Annotated in this window: 15 protein-coding genes; 3 read left to right on the forward strand and 12 right to left on the reverse strand. The window is 65.1% G+C overall.

All coding sequences use genetic code 11. The features are described 5' to 3' along the window. Positions 1-70: 70 nt before the first annotated feature. The 3 genes from thrC to alaC all read right to left on the reverse strand — a co-directional run bounded on the left by thrC (position 71) and on the right by alaC (position 4,192). Positions 71-1,480, reverse strand: a complete 1,410-nt coding sequence (gene thrC, locus B3098_RS05785; RefSeq protein ID WP_218345094.1) for a threonine synthase — start codon at positions 1,478-1,480, stop codon at positions 71-73. A 51-nt stretch (positions 1,481-1,531) separates the two neighbouring features. Next, the gene (locus B3098_RS05790) at positions 1,532-2,836 is read right to left on the reverse strand and encodes a homoserine dehydrogenase (RefSeq protein ID WP_175138809.1); all 1,305 of its coding nucleotides are present in this window, start codon (positions 2,834-2,836) and stop codon (positions 1,532-1,534) included. Between the two features lie 168 nt (positions 2,837-3,004). Beyond that, positions 3,005-4,192 carry an alanine transaminase gene (gene alaC / locus B3098_RS05795; RefSeq protein ID WP_056567313.1) on the reverse strand — a complete coding sequence of 396 codons (1,188 nt, stop codon included), beginning with the start codon at positions 4,190-4,192 and terminating at the stop codon, positions 3,005-3,007. A 234-nt stretch (positions 4,193-4,426) separates the two neighbouring features. On the opposite strand from alaC, the gene B3098_RS05800 reads away from it, so the two are divergent. The 3 genes from B3098_RS05800 to B3098_RS05810 are packed head-to-tail and all read left to right on the forward strand — an operon-like array spanning position 4,427 to position 7,108. Beyond that, positions 4,427-4,888: an Mth938-like domain-containing protein gene (locus B3098_RS05800; RefSeq protein ID WP_218345095.1), complete on the forward strand. Its 462-nt coding sequence runs from the start codon at positions 4,427-4,429 to the stop codon at positions 4,886-4,888. After that, on the forward strand, positions 4,885-5,349 hold the full coding sequence (locus B3098_RS05805; RefSeq protein ID WP_056567320.1) for a peroxiredoxin: 465 nt from the start codon (positions 4,885-4,887) through the stop codon (positions 5,347-5,349). Before B3098_RS05800 ends, B3098_RS05805 begins: the two co-directional genes overlap by 4 nt. A 55-nt stretch (positions 5,350-5,404) precedes the next feature. Beyond that, entirely contained in the window at positions 5,405-7,108 is a 1,704-nt protein-coding gene (locus B3098_RS05810) for a PhoH family protein (protein WP_286892888.1), read from the forward strand. Between the two features lie 70 nt (positions 7,109-7,178). Here the strand turns inward: B3098_RS05810 and B3098_RS05815 are convergent, their stop codons facing one another. From B3098_RS05815 to B3098_RS05855, 9 genes are all read right to left on the reverse strand, one after another. Beyond that, a complete protein-coding gene (locus tag B3098_RS05815; RefSeq protein ID WP_056567326.1) occupies positions 7,179-7,310 on the reverse strand; it encodes an entericidin A/B family lipoprotein in 132 nt (43 codons plus the stop codon). A gap of 38 nt (positions 7,311-7,348) precedes the next feature. After that, positions 7,349-8,044 (reverse strand): fumarylacetoacetate hydrolase family protein, encoded by a 696-nt coding sequence (locus tag B3098_RS05820; protein WP_279973027.1) that lies wholly within the window; start codon positions 8,042-8,044, stop codon positions 7,349-7,351. Between the two features lie 290 nt (positions 8,045-8,334). Next, positions 8,335-8,865 (reverse strand): inorganic diphosphatase, encoded by a 531-nt coding sequence (gene ppa, locus B3098_RS05825; RefSeq protein ID WP_175124630.1) that lies wholly within the window; start codon positions 8,863-8,865, stop codon positions 8,335-8,337. Positions 8,866-8,894: 29 nt separating this feature from the next. After that, positions 8,895-10,532, reverse strand: coding sequence for a heme biosynthesis HemY N-terminal domain-containing protein (locus B3098_RS05830; RefSeq protein ID WP_175124631.1), 1,638 nt, complete (start codon positions 10,530-10,532; stop codon positions 8,895-8,897). Between the two features lie 4 nt (positions 10,533-10,536). Continuing rightward, positions 10,537-11,727 (reverse strand): uroporphyrinogen-III C-methyltransferase, encoded by a 1,191-nt coding sequence (locus B3098_RS05835; protein WP_175138775.1) that lies wholly within the window; start codon positions 11,725-11,727, stop codon positions 10,537-10,539. A gap of 37 nt (positions 11,728-11,764) precedes the next feature. After that, complete coding sequence (locus B3098_RS05840; RefSeq protein ID WP_286892897.1) at positions 11,765-12,583, reverse strand: uroporphyrinogen-III synthase; 819 nt, start codon at positions 12,581-12,583, stop codon at positions 11,765-11,767. Continuing rightward, a complete protein-coding gene (hemC, locus tag B3098_RS05845; protein WP_286892900.1) occupies positions 12,583-13,524 on the reverse strand; it encodes a hydroxymethylbilane synthase in 942 nt (313 codons plus the stop codon). Before hemC ends, B3098_RS05840 begins: the two co-directional genes overlap by 1 nt. 9 nt (positions 13,525-13,533) lie before the next feature. Beyond that, positions 13,534-13,656 carry a hypothetical protein gene (locus B3098_RS05850; protein WP_255357201.1) on the reverse strand — a complete coding sequence of 41 codons (123 nt, stop codon included), beginning with the start codon at positions 13,654-13,656 and terminating at the stop codon, positions 13,534-13,536. After that, on the reverse strand, positions 13,643-14,362 hold the full coding sequence (locus tag B3098_RS05855) for a TerC family protein (protein WP_191576570.1): 720 nt from the start codon (positions 14,360-14,362) through the stop codon (positions 13,643-13,645). Before B3098_RS05855 ends, B3098_RS05850 begins: the two co-directional genes overlap by 14 nt. Positions 14,363-14,407 lie beyond the last annotated feature (45 nt).

Consider the following 14,407-nt stretch of genomic DNA (forward strand, 5'->3'; position numbering starts at 1 on the left):
CCAATAAAGAAAAACCCCTCTAAGGGCGCGCCTGAGAGGGGTTGCAACCGTATACAAGCGGCAAGCGTGCTTACACCTTTGCGTGCGCCTCGATGAAACGGCGTACGGACGCTTCGTCGCAGTCCATCACTTCGACGCGCTGCGGCAGCGATTCAAGATCGGCGAGGTTGCCGGGCGGCGTCGCGGGACGGCCAAGCGCTTCCTCGATGGTCTCGGAGAACTTGGCCGGCAGCGCGGTTTCCAGCACGAGCATGGGGATGCCCGGCTCGACGAATTCGCGCGCGACCTTGACGCCATCCGCGGTGTGCGGGTCAACCAGCACGCCAGTAGCGTCGTACAAGGCGCGAATCGTCGCCAGACGGTCCACATGCGAGCTGGCGCCCGACACGAAGCCATACTGCGACTCGAACTGATCCTTCATGTCGGACAGATCGAACGCGCCATCCCGCGGCAGCGCCGTCCACAGCGCCTTCACGCGATCGGTATCGCGGCCCACCAGATCGAACACGAAGCGCTCGAAGTTGGAGGCGCGCGAGATATCCATCGATGGGCTGGAGGTGGCATACGTCTGCTCGGCGGGACGCGGACGATACACGCCGGTACGGAAGAACTCTTCCAGCACGTTGTTCTCGTTCGTGGCCAGCACGAGGCGGCGGATCGGCAAGCCCATGCGGCGGGCAATGTGACCCGACAGGATGTTGCCGAAGTTGCCCGACGGCACAGCAAAGGACACTTGCTGTCCGGCGCGTTCGGTGGCGCGCAGCCAGCCGTGGAAGTAGTAGACGACCTGGGCGGCAATGCGCGCCCAGTTGATCGAGTTCACGGCGCCCAGGCGATACCGGTTCTTGAAGTCCAGGTCGCCGGCCAGCGACTTGACGATGTCTTGCGCTTGGTCGAACACGCCGCGCACGGCGATGTTGTGGATGTTCTCGTCTTGCAGCGAGTACATCTGCGCGCGCTGGAAGGCGCTCATGCGGCCGTGCGGCGACAGCATGAACACCGCCACGCCCTTTTTGCCGCGAAGCGCGTATTCCGCCGCCGAGCCCGTGTCGCCGGAGGTGGCGCCCACGATGTTCAGCGTAGTGCCGCGCTTTTCCAGCACGTATTCGAAGACCTGGCCAAGAAACTGCATGGCCATGTCCTTGAACGCCAGCGTCGGACCTTCCGACAAGCCCAGCAACGACAGCCCGCCGTCGAGCGGACGCAGCGGCACGATGTCCTCGCTGCTGAAGATCTGCGGGGTGTAGGCGGCGCGGGTCAGACGGCGCAGGTCGTCCGCGGGAATGTCCGTGGCGAACAGCGACAGCACTTCGAATGCCAGGTCCGCATACGAAAGGCCGCGCCAGGATTCCAGCGTTTCAGCGGAGACCTGGGGCAGCGTCTGCGGCACGGCCAGCCCGCCGTCGGGCGCCAGGCCTTCGAGCAGGATGTCGGAGAATTCGAGCGGGGCCATGCCCCCGCGCGTCGAGATGTATTTCATATCAATGGCTCCTCGATGGGCCGGACTCCCTGGCGAGGGAGCCAGGCATCATCAGGTCAGGTTCTCCACGCGCAGACGCGTCACCTTGGACCGCACGAACGGCAGCGACTCGATGCGCTCGATGGCCTGGTTGACGTTGCCTTCCATGGCCTCGTGCGTGAGGAAGATGATGTCCGCGCCGCCGATGTGCGACGGTTGCTGGATCATCGAACCGATGGAAATGCCGCGGTCGGCCAGGATGCGGGCGATGTCCGCCAACACGCCCGGCTGATCGTCGACGCGCAGGCGCAGGTAGTAGGACGTGCTGACCTGTTCGATCGGCAGGATGGGCGTGTCCGACATGGCGTCCGGCTGGAAGGCCAGATGCGGCACGCGGTTGCCCGGATCGGCGGTGTGCAGGCGCGTCACGTCGACCAGGTCGGCCACGACGGCCGAGGCGGTGGGCTCTTCGCCCGCGCCCTGCCCGTAATACAGCGTGGGGCCGACGGCGTCGCCCTTGACCAGCACCGCGTTCATCGCGCCTTCGACGTTGGCCAGCAGACGTTCGGACGGCACCAGCGCCGGATGCACGCGCAGCTCGATGCCGTCGGGGCGGCGCTTGGTGATGCCAAGCAGTTTGATGCGGTAACCCAGACGCTCGGCGTGCTCGATGTCTTCGGCTGCCAGTTGCGAGATGCCTTCGATGTGGGCGCGGTCGAACTGCACGGGCACGCCGAATGCCAGCGAGGCCAGCAGCGTCAGCTTATGCGCGGCGTCCACGCCTTCCACGTCGAACGTGGGATCGGCTTCGGCGTAACCCAGGCGCTGGGCTTCGGCCAGCACGTCGGCGAACGGCAGGCCGCGCGAACGCATTTCGGACAGGATGAAATTGGTGGTGCCGTTGATGATGCCGGCCACCCACTGGATGCGGTTGGCGGTCAGGCCTTCGCGGATCGCCTTGATGATGGGGATGCCACCGGCGACGGCGGCTTCAAAGTTCACCATCACGCCGCGCTCAGAGGCGGCGGCGAAGATCTCGTTGCCATGCTTGGCCAGCAGCGCTTTGTTGGCCGTGACCACATGCTTGCCGTTGGCGATGGCTTCCAGCACCAGCTCGCGGGCCAGCGTGTCGCCGCCGATGAGCTCGACGACGATGTCGATCTCAGGATCGCGCACCAGCGCGTGACCGTCCGTATCAACCACGATGGAATCGCCCACGCGGGCGCGGGCCTTTTCCACGTCGCGCACGGCGGCGCGGACGACTTCAATGCGGCGGCCGGCGCGGCGCGCGATTTCCTCGGCGTTGCGGGACAGCACGGTCCACGTGCCGCCGCCAACCACGCCAAGACCCAGCAGACCCACCTTCATGGGTTTCATCGCGCCGCCCTCTGCGGGCGGGCGTTGAGGGGAATTCATTTCACTTCTCCATAATCCTGTGCATGAAGCTGTTGCCACCCGATCGCGATGCCCCGGATCCGGCTCCGCCGGTCCGCAGGCATGCCCCCTAGAGGGGGAAGCGCGCAGCGCTGCGGGGGTGGGCACTCATCACTTCAGCAGACCGTCCTTGCGGAACATATCTTTGATGCCGCGCACCGCCTGACGGGTACGCTGCTCGTTTTCGATAAGAGCGAAGCGCACGTATTCGTCGCCATACTCGCCGAAGCCGATCCCGGGGGACACGGCCACTTTCGCATCCGACAGGACACGCTTGGCAAATTCCAAAGAGCCCATCGCCCGGTAGGGTTCGGGGATCTGCGCCCAGATGTACATGGACGCCTTGGGAATTTCCACATTCCAACCTGCTTCATGCAGGCCGCGCACGAGCACGTCGCGGCGGCTTTGATACTGCGCCACGATTTCGTTCACGCAGTCCTGCGGACCGTCCAGCGCGGCGATGGACGCCACCTGGATCGGCGTGAACGTACCGTAGTCGTGATAGCTCTTGATGCGCGCGAGCGCGTTCACGAGCTCGCGGTTGCCGACCATGTAGCCGATGCGCCAGCCCGCCATGTTGTAGCTCTTGCTCATCGTGAAGAACTCGACGGCGACGTCGCGCGCGCCGGGCACCTGCATGATGGACGGGGCCACGTAGCCGTCGAACGTGATGTCGGCGTAGGCCAGATCATGCACGACGAGGATGTCGTGTTCCTTGGCCAGCGCGACCACGCGCTCGAAGAACGACAGGTCGACGCACTGCGCGGTCGGGTTGCTGGGAAAGCCCAGCACCATCATCTTGGGCTTCGGGATGGATTCGCGCACGGCGCGTTCCAGTTCCTCGAAGAAGTCCACGCCCGGCGTCATGCGCACGGAACGGATGTTGGCGCCGGCGATGACGGCGCCATAGATGTGGATCGGGTAGCTGGGATTGGGCACCAGCACGGTGTCGCCGCGGTCGAGCGTGGCCAGCATCAGGTGGGCCAGGCCTTCCTTGGAGCCGATAGTGACGATGGCTTCGGAGTCCGGATCGAACTCGACCGCGTAGCGGCGCTGATACCAGTCACAGATCGCCTTGCGCAGACGCGGGATGCCCTTGGACACCGAGTAGCCGTGGGTGGTGGGACGGCTGGTCGCCTCGACCATCTTGTCGACGATGTGCTTGGGCGTTGCCCCATCCGGATTGCCCATCGACATGTCGATGATGTCTTCGCCACGCCGACGCGCCGCCATCTTGAGCTCGCCGGTAATGTTGAAAACGTACGGGGGCAAACGCTCGATGCGAGAGAACTTCCTCATGATGGGAATCCTTAGGGGCGAAAAGGCAAAAAGACCAGGGCGCGGTCGCGCGAAGGGGAAAGGGGGCTTAGAACCGCGCCAGCAAACGATTGCAGCGCAGCAAAACCCTGTAATCTAGCGCAACGACGCCTGAGGGGCAAATGGGAAAAAAAAGCCCCTTTTCCCTCGTGGATACGTTGCAACATGCGCCGTGTCCGATGCGCTATTATCAAGCACGTATAGCCGGAGTTTTTATTGAAGCTGCATACCGATCCTGCGACGGCCGCTCTTAACACTGTCACCGCTTACGGCGATGGCTATATCGAGGTCAACCAGGTACGTTTTTCCTCCTCGGTCGCTTTCGGCCCCGAAGGCGAAGTGACCATCTGGCCCGTTGAGTCGCCGGCCGACATTACCTCCTCCCTCTTGCTCCAGGCAGCCGGATTGTCCGAGCCCGCCCGCAACCCCCTGGATTTTCTGGATGCCCCGGAAGCCGCGCCCAGCCGGCCGGCCAACGCGCCCGAAGTCCTGCTGGTGGGCACCGGCGGCAAGCAGCTGTTCCTGCGCCCTGAAGTATTGCGTCCCCTTTTGGCCGTGGGCATTGGCGTGGAAACGATGGACACCCACGCCGCCTCGCGCACCTACAACATCCTGATGGCTGAGGGACGGCGCGTGGTCGTCGCCCTCATCCCGCCCAATGGAGCTACCAGTCAATGACGCCGAGCATAGGCAAACCCGCCCCGCTGTTCACCGCCGAAAGCACGATAGGCCCCATCAGCCTTGAACAATGCCAGGGGCGGGCCGTGATCCTGTATTTCTACCCCAAGGACAACACGCCCGGCTGCACCACCGAAAGCCAGGATTTCCGCGATCTGCATGGCGACTTCCTGTCGGCCAGTGCGATCGTGATCGGCATCTCGCGCGACTCGCTGAAGTCGCACGAGAATTTCAAGGCCAAGTACGAGCTTCCTTTCCCTCTCATCTCCGACGCCGACGAAACCGTCTGCAACCTGTTCGGCGTCATCAAGCAGAAGAACATGTATGGAAAGCAGGTGCGCGGCATCGAACGCAGCACCTTCTTGATCGACGCCTATGGCGTGCTGGTGCAGGAGTGGCGCGGGGTGAAGGTCCCGAACCACGCGAAGGAAGTCCTGCAAGCCGCCAAGAGCATCGGTTAGCCGCACAGGAAACCCGTCAGGCGCTATAGCCGGCCCAAACAGGAGAGTGACGCATATGCCGCTTCCGAAGTTGCCTACCCGCCCCGCAGCCATCCTGACCTTCCCCTCGGGCGAATCCGCCCGGGCGCAGGCCCGCACGACCAAGACTGCCGCTGCGCGGTCCAACACCCAGGCTGCCCTCGCCGACGACGAGGACGAGCTGCTGGTCCAGCCAGAACTTGATGGCCTGGCGGCGCCGGCGCGCAAGGCCCACACGCCGTCCCCTGCCCACGAAACGCCACCGCCCGCCCCGGCCGCGCCCCCCGCCCGCGCCCCAGCGCACCAGGCCAAGGCCACGCCCGCGCCGGCCAAGCGCAGCAAGGCGCGCGCCGAGAACGCCCCGCGCAAGTTGTTCGTGCTGGACACGAACGTGCTGCTGCACGACCCCAGCTCGCTGTTCCGCTTTGAAGAACACGACATCTTCCTGCCGATGATGACGCTGGAAGAACTGGATCACCAGAAGAAGGGCATGTCCGAGGTGGCGCGCAATGCGCGTCAGGTAAGCCGTTCGCTGGACTCGCTGGTGCAGGACGCCACGCACCTTGACGAAGGGCTGGAACTGGCAAAGCTGGGCAACAAGGACGCCACCGGCCGTCTGATGTTCCAGACGACCGCCATCCACAGCACCCTGCCCTCGGACCTGCCGATGGGCAAGGCCGACAACCAGATCCTGGGCGTGGTGCGCGCCCTGCAGGAAAAGTACCCGCAGCGCGAGGTCGTGCTGGTGTCCAAGGACATCAACATGCGCCTGAAGGCGCGCGCGCTGGGCATGGCCGCCGAAGACTACTTCAACGACCACGTCCTTGAAGACTCGGACCTGATGTATTCGGGCGTGATGCAGTTGCCTGAAGACTTCTGGAACAAGCACGGTAAGGACGTCGAATCCTGGCAACAGGGCGGCACCACCTTCTACCGCATTCACGGCCCGCTGTGTTCGCAGTTCGTCGTCAATCAGTTCGTCTACTTTGAAGGCCAGATGCCGCTGTATGCGCAGGTACGCGAAGTCAGCGGCAAGATGGCGGTGCTGGCCACCCTGCGCGACTACACCCACGGCAAGAACAATGTCTGGGGCATCACGGCGCGCAACCGCGAGCAGAACTTCGCCATGAACCTGCTGATGAACCCGGAATGCGACTTCGTGTCGCTGTTGGGCCAGGCGGGCACCGGCAAGACGCTGCTGGCGTTGGCGGCGGGCATCACGCAGGTGCTCGAAACCAAGCGCTATACCGAGATCATCATGACGCGCGTCACGGTGCCTGTCGGTGAAGACATCGGTTTCCTGCCTGGCACCGAAGAGGAAAAGATGCTGCCCTGGATGGGCGCGCTGGAAGACAACCTCGACGTGCTGAACATGGGTGATGGCGAAGGCAACGGGGACTGGGGCCGCGCGGCTACCATGGACCTCATCCGCTCGCGCATCAAGGTGAAGTCCCTGAACTTCATGCGCGGCCGCACCTTCCTGAACAAATACCTCATCATCGACGAAGCGCAGAACCTGACGCCCAAGCAGATGAAGACGCTGGTCACCCGCGCGGGTCCCGGCACCAAGGTGATCTGCCTGGGCAACGTCGCCCAGATCGACACCCCCTACCTGACCGAAGGCAGCTCCGGCCTGACGTTCGTGGTCGACCGCTTCAAGGGCTGGCCGCACTCCGGCCACGTCACGTTGCAACGCGGCGAACGTTCGCGTCTGGCCGACTACGCGGGCGACGTGCTGTAGTTCTTCTTCGCGCGCGCAACAAAAAAGCCCCTTGATTGCTCAAGGGGCTTTTTTTACCGCCGAGCGCCGATTATTTGTCGGCGGCGTTGGTGATGGCATTGCCCGCCCGGGACACATCCTTGCCCATGCCGGCAACGGTATTGCAACCGGCCAGCACGAAGCCGAATACGACAAAGGCAGTCAGCACAAACTTGCCGCGCATGCTCTAACTCCAAAATGAAAAGATGAAAGCGCCTATGCTCAGGCGATCTGCACGCGCAGTTCGCCCAGGCCTTCGACGCCGCCAGTGATCACGTCACCTTGGCGCACGGCGCCCACGCCTTCAGGCGTACCGGTGAAGATGATGTCGCCGGGCTGCAGTTCAAACAGGCCCGACAGATAAGAAATGCTTTCCGGAATGTTCCACAGCATCTGCGAGATGTCGCTGGATTGCTTGCGCTCGCCGTTGACGTCCAGCCAGATGGCGCCCTTGTCGAGCGTGCCGACCACGCTGCGCGGGTGGATGGGACCCAGCGGCGCGGACTGGTCGAACGCCTTGCCGATTTCCCAGGGACGGCCCTGCTTCTTCATTTCGCCTTGCAGGTCACGGCGGGTCATGTCCAGACCCAGCGCATAGCCCCACACGCATTCGTTGGCCTGATCGACGGGGATGTCGCGGCCGCCCTTGCCCAGCACCACGACCAGCTCCATTTCGTAGTGCAGGTTGGACGTCTTGGGCGGGTACGGCATCTTGCCGGTTTCGCCATCGGCCACGAACAGCACCGCGTCGGCGGGCTTGCAGAAGAAGAACGGATCTTCACGGCCGGTGAAACCCATTTCCTTAGCGTGTTCGGCGTAATTGCGGCCGACGCAATACACGCGGCGCACGGGGAACTGCGCGGCGCTGCCGGCAACGGGAACCGCGACGGGCGGCTGGGGAGGCAAAACGTAGTCCATGAGCTATCAACCTATGACAAATACGTGACCGGAAAAACCGGGAAAAATATTACCCCGACGCGCGCGCGCTTGGCTTGCCCTGTGACCCCGCGATGGGGCGATGTTGTTGTTGGGCGGCCGGGCGTTTGAAAAAGCACTCGCGAGTGTAGCCCTTTCTGCGGCCGAAGCGAGTGCCGGATGGATCGGAAGCCCACAAGACAACGGCGCGGCTGCGACTGGCCGCAGCCGTCGCGGCCGCGCCGCAGGAAGGCGCCAGCCGGCGCGATGATGCCGGCTGGCCGATAGCCCGATCAGCCCTTGGTGTAGCGCTCGGCGCTGCGCACGATTTCCTCGTGTGCGGCGTCCACGCCCTTCCAGCCCTTGACCTTGACCCACTTGCCCTTTTCCAGGTCCTTGTAGTGCTCGAAGAAGTGCTGGATGCGGGAGATGTCTTCCGTCGGCAGATCTTCGTAGGACTTGATATTGCGGTACGGGGGGTACAGCTTTTCGATCGGGACGGCCAGCAGCTTGGCGTCGCCGCCCGACTCGTCGTCCATTTCCAGCACGCCGATGGCGCGGCAGCGCACGACGGCGCCGATCTGGATCGGGAACGGGGTCAGGACCAGCACGTCGGCGGGGTCGCCGTCTTCGGACAGAGTCTGGGGGATGTAGCCGTAGTTGCACGGGTAGTGCATGGCCGTCAGCATGAAGCGGTCAACGAAGATCGCACCGGAATCCTTGTCGACCTCGTACTTCACCGGGTCGGCGTTCATGGGGATTTCGATGATGACGTTGAAGTCTTCGGGCAACTTCTTGCCAGGGGAGACGCGATCAAGACTCATGGTTCAACCTTGTTTGTCTGAAAAGATATTCAAATCGAGCCGTCGTCCTTGAACGGCGGCTTGGTGGTCGGCACGGGCGCCGCGGGCGGCGCCGGCTTGGCGGCGGGCGCCGCAGGCGCAGGCATCGGTGCGTACGTGGGCACCGGCTCGTCGAAAGCGGCAGCCGGGATCGGCGCGCTGTCGAAGTATTCGTCGATGTCGGACGTGCCGCGTGCCAGCGGCGCATCTTCGGGTGCAAGGGCGCGATCGTGCTGTGCCTTACTGACGCGCGCGTCCGGGTCCAGCACGTAGTCCGAGGCCGACGCGGCGACGGGCGCTGCCGCGGCACCGGCGGGCAAGGCCGGGTAATCGCCGCCGACGTCCGTGTCGCTGTCGGTGTCCGACAGGCCGACGGCATAGCCGCCTTCGGCATCCACGCGGTAGGGATCCGAACCGGTGTCCGCGGCGGGAAGCGCTGCATCCGAGGCCAGCACGGGCAGAGCCATGCTGGCGGCCGTCGCCAGGCGCCAGTGGCGCACGGCGTCGACCGGGCGATCCAGGCGATCGTAGAGACTGCCCAGCAATGCATGCGTCTGCGCATCGCTGCGTCGCGCGAGGCTGCGCAGCAGATAGCGTTCGGCCTGCCCCCAAAGCTGGCCGTTCAGGCACAGCATGCCCAGCGCAGTCAGCAGGTCGGGATCGGTAGGACGTTGATGCAGCCAGGTTTCGGCCTTGGCCAGGCGGCGCGACACGTGTTCGGCGTCGCAGCGGGCGTAGGCCGCGACCAGGGCGGGATTAAACTTGACGGCGATGGCCGACTCCAGCACACGGGCGGCTTCGTTGGGTTCGCCAGCGGCTTCGAAAGCCGCCGCGCCGGCCAGGGCGATTTCAGGCAGCAGGCGCTCTTCGGCCTTGAGGTCTTTCCAGATGGGGCGCCAGGCATCCTGGCCTGCCGCAGCCCGCAGCCGAGCGGCGCCGGCCGCGTCGATCAGCACGTCGGCTTCAGGGCGGCCCAATGCATTGCGGCGCAGAAGACCGCGCGCCAGCGTGAAGACCTGCTCTTGGTGATTCAAGGCCGTATGTGCACGCAGCAGCAGGCGCATGGTGTGCAGATGGCGCGCGCCACCGTCGGCCAGCGGCCCCAGCACGGTCAAGGCCCGCTCGGCGCGGCCCTGATCCAGCAGCATGTCGGCGGAAACCGTGGCCGTGGCTTCAAGCAGGCCGGGATCCGTGCCGGCCTGTTCCTGCGCGTTGGCAAGCAAGCGATCGCGCCGGTCGAATTCACCGAGGCCATGCGCGGCACGGGCGGCCGACAGCGCGGCCAGGACGCGGCGCGTACGGACCTTGGTCTGGTCCAGAAGCTTCGTCAGGTCTTTTTCGGCATGGGAATAGCGGCCTTCGAGAAGACCAATCCAGCCACGTTCCAGCAATTCGTGGTCGCGCGCCTGGGCGCGCTTGCCGCGCCAGGCCCGGACGCGATCGGGAATGGCGAGCAGCCAGGCCAGCAGGCGCAGGCCGACATACAGGATGATGAACGTCGCGACGATGAGCAGGACGGCGAGCGTCAGCGACATCTCGATGCGCCACGGCCACACCAGAAGCAGCACGTTGCCCGAATGCGAGCGCAGAACCACCGCCAGGGCGACGGCGACGACGGCGAGCAGCAGGGTCCAGAACCAGGTACGCATGAGCTCAGTCCTGCTCGCTGGTCTTGAAGCCCGCGGCGCGCAAGGCCGCGACGGCATTCAGGCTGTCCGCCACGTCCGGCATGCGCACGGCGATGTCGGTCTGGGCCAATTCGCGCGCGAGGGTTTGCGCGGCGACGGTGTCGGGCGAACGGCCATCGAAGTATTTGGAAAGCGTCGAACCGACGTTATCGAGCTCGCTCTTCCAGACGGACGGCTGGCGCATCAGCATTGCCAATTGCGCCGTCAGCAGCCGCTGGCGCAGCGTGCCGCGCACCTGATCGGCTTGCTCGGGCGACAACAACAGCGCGGCAGGTTCATCAACGCGCTGGATGGTGATGAGTCCGCCAAGTTCATGGGCCAGCGCGGAGCCTGCGCGGCCGGGCCACGAGGCGACTTCGGCGCGCCAGCGCTGCCACCAGGGCGCGTCGGCGGGGAGCCCTGCCTGCGGATCAACGACGGGGGCCGGCGCGGGCGGCTGGGCCTGGCCTACCGGCGCCACGCCGGGCGACACGGTGTCGGGCACCAGCAGCGGCGCCTTGCCGATCAGCGCGACCAGGCGCTCGATGCGGCCCGACTGGGCGGGGATGTCGACGGTGGACACGGCGCGCAGGCGGTCCAGGTCGCCGTTGATGGATTGCTGCAGGCTGGAGAAACGCGGACGGTCGGCGCGCGCCAGGCGCGATTGGGCGGTTTCCAGCGCAACGATCGCGTTGGAGACATTGCCCGCCAGACGCAATTGCTGGTTGGCGATCGTCAGCAGGCGCTCGACGTCGTTGGCCAGCAGCTCGTCGCTGGCGCTGTCGTTGAAGTTCTGCCAGGCCTGCTGCAGGGCGTTGTACTGGCTTTGCGTCTCGCGCAGCGTGTCTTCGAGTTCGGCAACGCGGCCCGACTGCGCCTGCGCCAGAGCGAGGGCTTCGCGGGTGTCCTTGCGGGCTTGCGCGACGTCGGCGCCGAGCGTGTCCAGCCGCGTTGCGACTTCGCGGCCGGCGGAGACGAACTGGGTGCGTTGCTTCCACAGCGCATAACCCAGGCCAACGGCCAGCAGGATGACGATTATCAGGGCGGTGACCAAGGGGCCACTGCCGCGCTTGGCCGGACGGGCCTTGACGGAGGCGGCCGGGGCCGATGCGGACGCGCTTGCGTCCGGGGCGGCCGGATGAACGGCCGAATCGGTAGCGGGAGTCTTATCTGTCATGACGCGATTGTATTCGGTGTCAGTCCGAACCAACGAATCAAGCAGCAACAAAAGCCTGGAATATCGACTCGTCGTTCGGCACGCAGATTTTTACCATCGCCGATCCAGCCGCGCCATGGCAGGACGGTGGCAGGCGGCGCACCAGCGAGGGGTGCGTGATCACAAAGCGGCAGCGCAGCCACCAGTCAGTCAGACCTGCTGCGTGAAGCTGATTCTGGACGGCGTCTGCGCCCTCCCCGCTGGTGAGCAACCAGGTGGCAGAGACGCCCGCTTCGGCCCAGCGCCGCAGTGCGCCAAGCTGGTCAGAGGTCCAGTCAGCCGCGCGCCGCTGGTAGGCGGCGTGACGCACTACGTGGACGCCATGGGCCTCGAGTTTGTCGCCGAGCCAGTCGCGTCCCTGGGTGCCACGCACCACCAGCACGCGCGCGGGCAGCGTAGGCTGAGCCTCGAGCACTCGCCACAGCGCCTCGGAATCGTGGGTGGGTGCGGACTCGTCCGGATGCAGAACTGTTGTATTCGCGCCAAAGAAGCCCGTCTCGCGCAGCGCCTGTGCGCTGGCGGGCCCGACCGTGGCCGCGGCCACGCCCGCGGGCCAAACGGCGGCGCCTTCAGCCTGGGAAAGCTGGTTCAGGTACTGGCGGGCCGCATTGCCGCTGACGAACACGACGAGGTCGAACGCCGAAGGCCGGGGCAGGTCTTCGGATGCGACGGAGATGGGATGGATTTCAAGCGCGGGCAGTATGCAAGGCTGCCAACCGGCGCCCTGCAGGCGGCCAGCCAGCGCTTCGTTGCGCCCCGCGGGCCGCGTCAGGATGGCGATGCGCGGCCCTTCGGCGGCTGCAAACGCCGGATCCATCAGTGCGGCTCGTTGTGCAGGAGTTCGCGCAGGATCGCCGCGGCGCCCGCGTCCAGCAATTCGGAGGCGGCGGCTTCGCCGATGGCTTCGGCCTGATCCACCGGACCGGTGTGCGTGGCGTGAACGATGCGGGTGCCGTCGGGCGACGCGACCAGCGCGCGCAGCGACAGTGTGTCGCCGGCGATCTGGGCAAACGCGGCCAGGGGCACCTGGCAGGAGCCGCCCAGCTTGCGAGACACAGCGCGCTCCGCGAGCACGCAGGCGGTGGTGTCTGTGCTGACCAGCGGCGCGAGCCACGCACGCATGTCGTCGCGATCGTCGCGGATTTCAATGCCGAGAGCGCCCTGCCCTGCGGCCGGCAGGCTGTCGGCCGGGTCGAGCAGGCTGCGAATGCGCTCGCCCATGCCAAGACGTTCCAGACCCGCCGCCGCCAGCACGATGGCGTCGTAGTCGCCTTTGTCGAGCTTGCCGAGGCGCGTATCCAGGTTGCCGCGCAGGGGCTTGACCACCAGGGCGGGAAACCGGGCACGGATCTGGGATTCGCGGCGCAGACTGGACGTGCCGACCACGGCGCCCGCGGGCAGGTCCGCCAGCGAGGCATATCGGTTGGACACGAAGGCATCGCGCGGATCCGCACGATCGAGGACGGCGCAAAGCTCGAACGGGGCTTGCAGATCCACCGGCACGTCCTTGAGGGAGTGGACGGCGAGATCGGCGCGCCCGTCGAGCAGCGCGTTTTCGAGTTCCTTGACGAACAGACCCTTGCCGCCCACCTTGGACAGCGTGCGGTCGAGGATCTGGTCGCCTCGGGTTGTCAGGGTAAGAAGTTCAACTGCGCACGCTGGGTACAGCGTGCGCAGCCGATCGCGCACATGCTCGGCTTGCCACAGGGCAAGCCGGCTGGCGCGGGTCGCAATGACCAGGCGTTGCGGCAGAGACACGTGATGCCATCAAACGAAGTTGGAGACGATGATCGTCGCGACTACGCCTAGGATGGCCAGCACGAACAGACCCTGAAGAAGGCTCAGGCCCGATTCGGATTGCTGGGGATCGGTGGATCTACGCAGACTCATGTGCTGATTCCTTGGAAGCGTTCTTGCGGCTTGCAAGCCACCGTCCAAGGACAACAACGAGCAAGGCGCCAATGATTTCAGCGGCGATTTTAACCGTAGTCGGCTGAGCACCAAATTGATTAACGATAAACACGTCGGTGACCAGCATGCCGCCGGCGATCCAGCCCAGCAGGCCCGCGCCGAAGGTGACGACCAGCGGATAGCGGTCGATGAGCTTGAGCACCAGCGTGCTGCCCCAGATGATGATCGGCACACTGACGACCAGGCCGAAGATGACCAGACCCAGTTGATGGTCGGCGTGCGCGTTCTGCGCGGCGCCGGCGATGGCGATCACGTTGTCCAGGCTCATCACGAAGTCAGCGATGATGATGGTCTTGATGGCCGCGACGATGGATGTTCCACCCTTGATGTCGCCATGCGCATCGTCTTCGGGAACCAAGAGCTTGACGCCGATCCAGACCAGCAGCACGCCGCCGACGACCTTCAGGAACGGGATGTTCAGGAGCTGCATCGCGAAGGCGATCAGGACGACACGCAGGATGATTGCGCCCGCGGTGCCCCACAAGATGCCTTGCATGCGCTGCTTGGGCGCCAGGTTGCGACACGCCAGCGCGATCACGACAGCGTTGTCGCCGCCGAGCAGGATGTCGATAAGGATGATCTGAAATACCGCTGCCCAACTCAGCGTCTGAAAAAACTCAAGCACTTTGAACCCCCGAAGGCATTTATGAAAAGAATGGCCGGTCCCGGC

The sequence above is a fragment of the Achromobacter sp. UBA2119 genome (genome assembly GCF_002331005.1).
GTDB lineage: Bacteria > Pseudomonadota > Gammaproteobacteria > Burkholderiales > Burkholderiaceae_B > Achromobacter > Achromobacter animicus.

Bases quoted from the DNA above. Each gene is read 5' to 3' on its own strand.
- thrC (WP_218345094.1), bottom strand. From the start codon at position 1,480: ATGAAATACATCTCGACGCGCGGGGGCATGGCCCCGCTCGAATTCTCC.
- B3098_RS05790 (WP_175138809.1), bottom strand. From the start codon at position 2,836: ATGAAACCCATGAAGGTGGGTCTGCTGGGTCTTGGCGTGGTTGGCGGC.
- alaC (WP_056567313.1), bottom strand. From the start codon at position 4,192: ATGAGGAAGTTCTCTCGCATCGAGCGTTTGCCCCCGTACGTTTTCAAC.
- B3098_RS05805 (WP_056567320.1), top strand. From the start codon at position 4,885: ATGACGCCGAGCATAGGCAAACCCGCCCCGCTGTTCACCGCCGAAAGC.
- B3098_RS05810 (WP_286892888.1), top strand. From the start codon at position 5,405: ATGCCGCTTCCGAAGTTGCCTACCCGCCCCGCAGCCATCCTGACCTTC.
- B3098_RS05815 (WP_056567326.1), bottom strand. From the start codon at position 7,310: ATGCGCGGCAAGTTTGTGCTGACTGCCTTTGTCGTATTCGGCTTCGTG.
- B3098_RS05820 (WP_279973027.1), bottom strand. From the start codon at position 8,044: ATGGACTACGTTTTGCCTCCCCAGCCGCCCGTCGCGGTTCCCGTTGCC.
- ppa (WP_175124630.1), bottom strand. From the start codon at position 8,865: ATGAGTCTTGATCGCGTCTCCCCTGGCAAGAAGTTGCCCGAAGACTTC.
- B3098_RS05830 (WP_175124631.1), bottom strand. From the start codon at position 10,532: ATGCGTACCTGGTTCTGGACCCTGCTGCTCGCCGTCGTCGCCGTCGCC.
- B3098_RS05835 (WP_175138775.1), bottom strand. From the start codon at position 11,727: ATGACAGATAAGACTCCCGCTACCGATTCGGCCGTTCATCCGGCCGCC.
- B3098_RS05840 (WP_286892897.1), bottom strand. From the start codon at position 12,583: ATGGATCCGGCGTTTGCAGCCGCCGAAGGGCCGCGCATCGCCATCCTG.
- B3098_RS05850 (WP_255357201.1), bottom strand. From the start codon at position 13,656: ATGAGTCTGCGTAGATCCACCGATCCCCAGCAATCCGAATCGGGCCTG.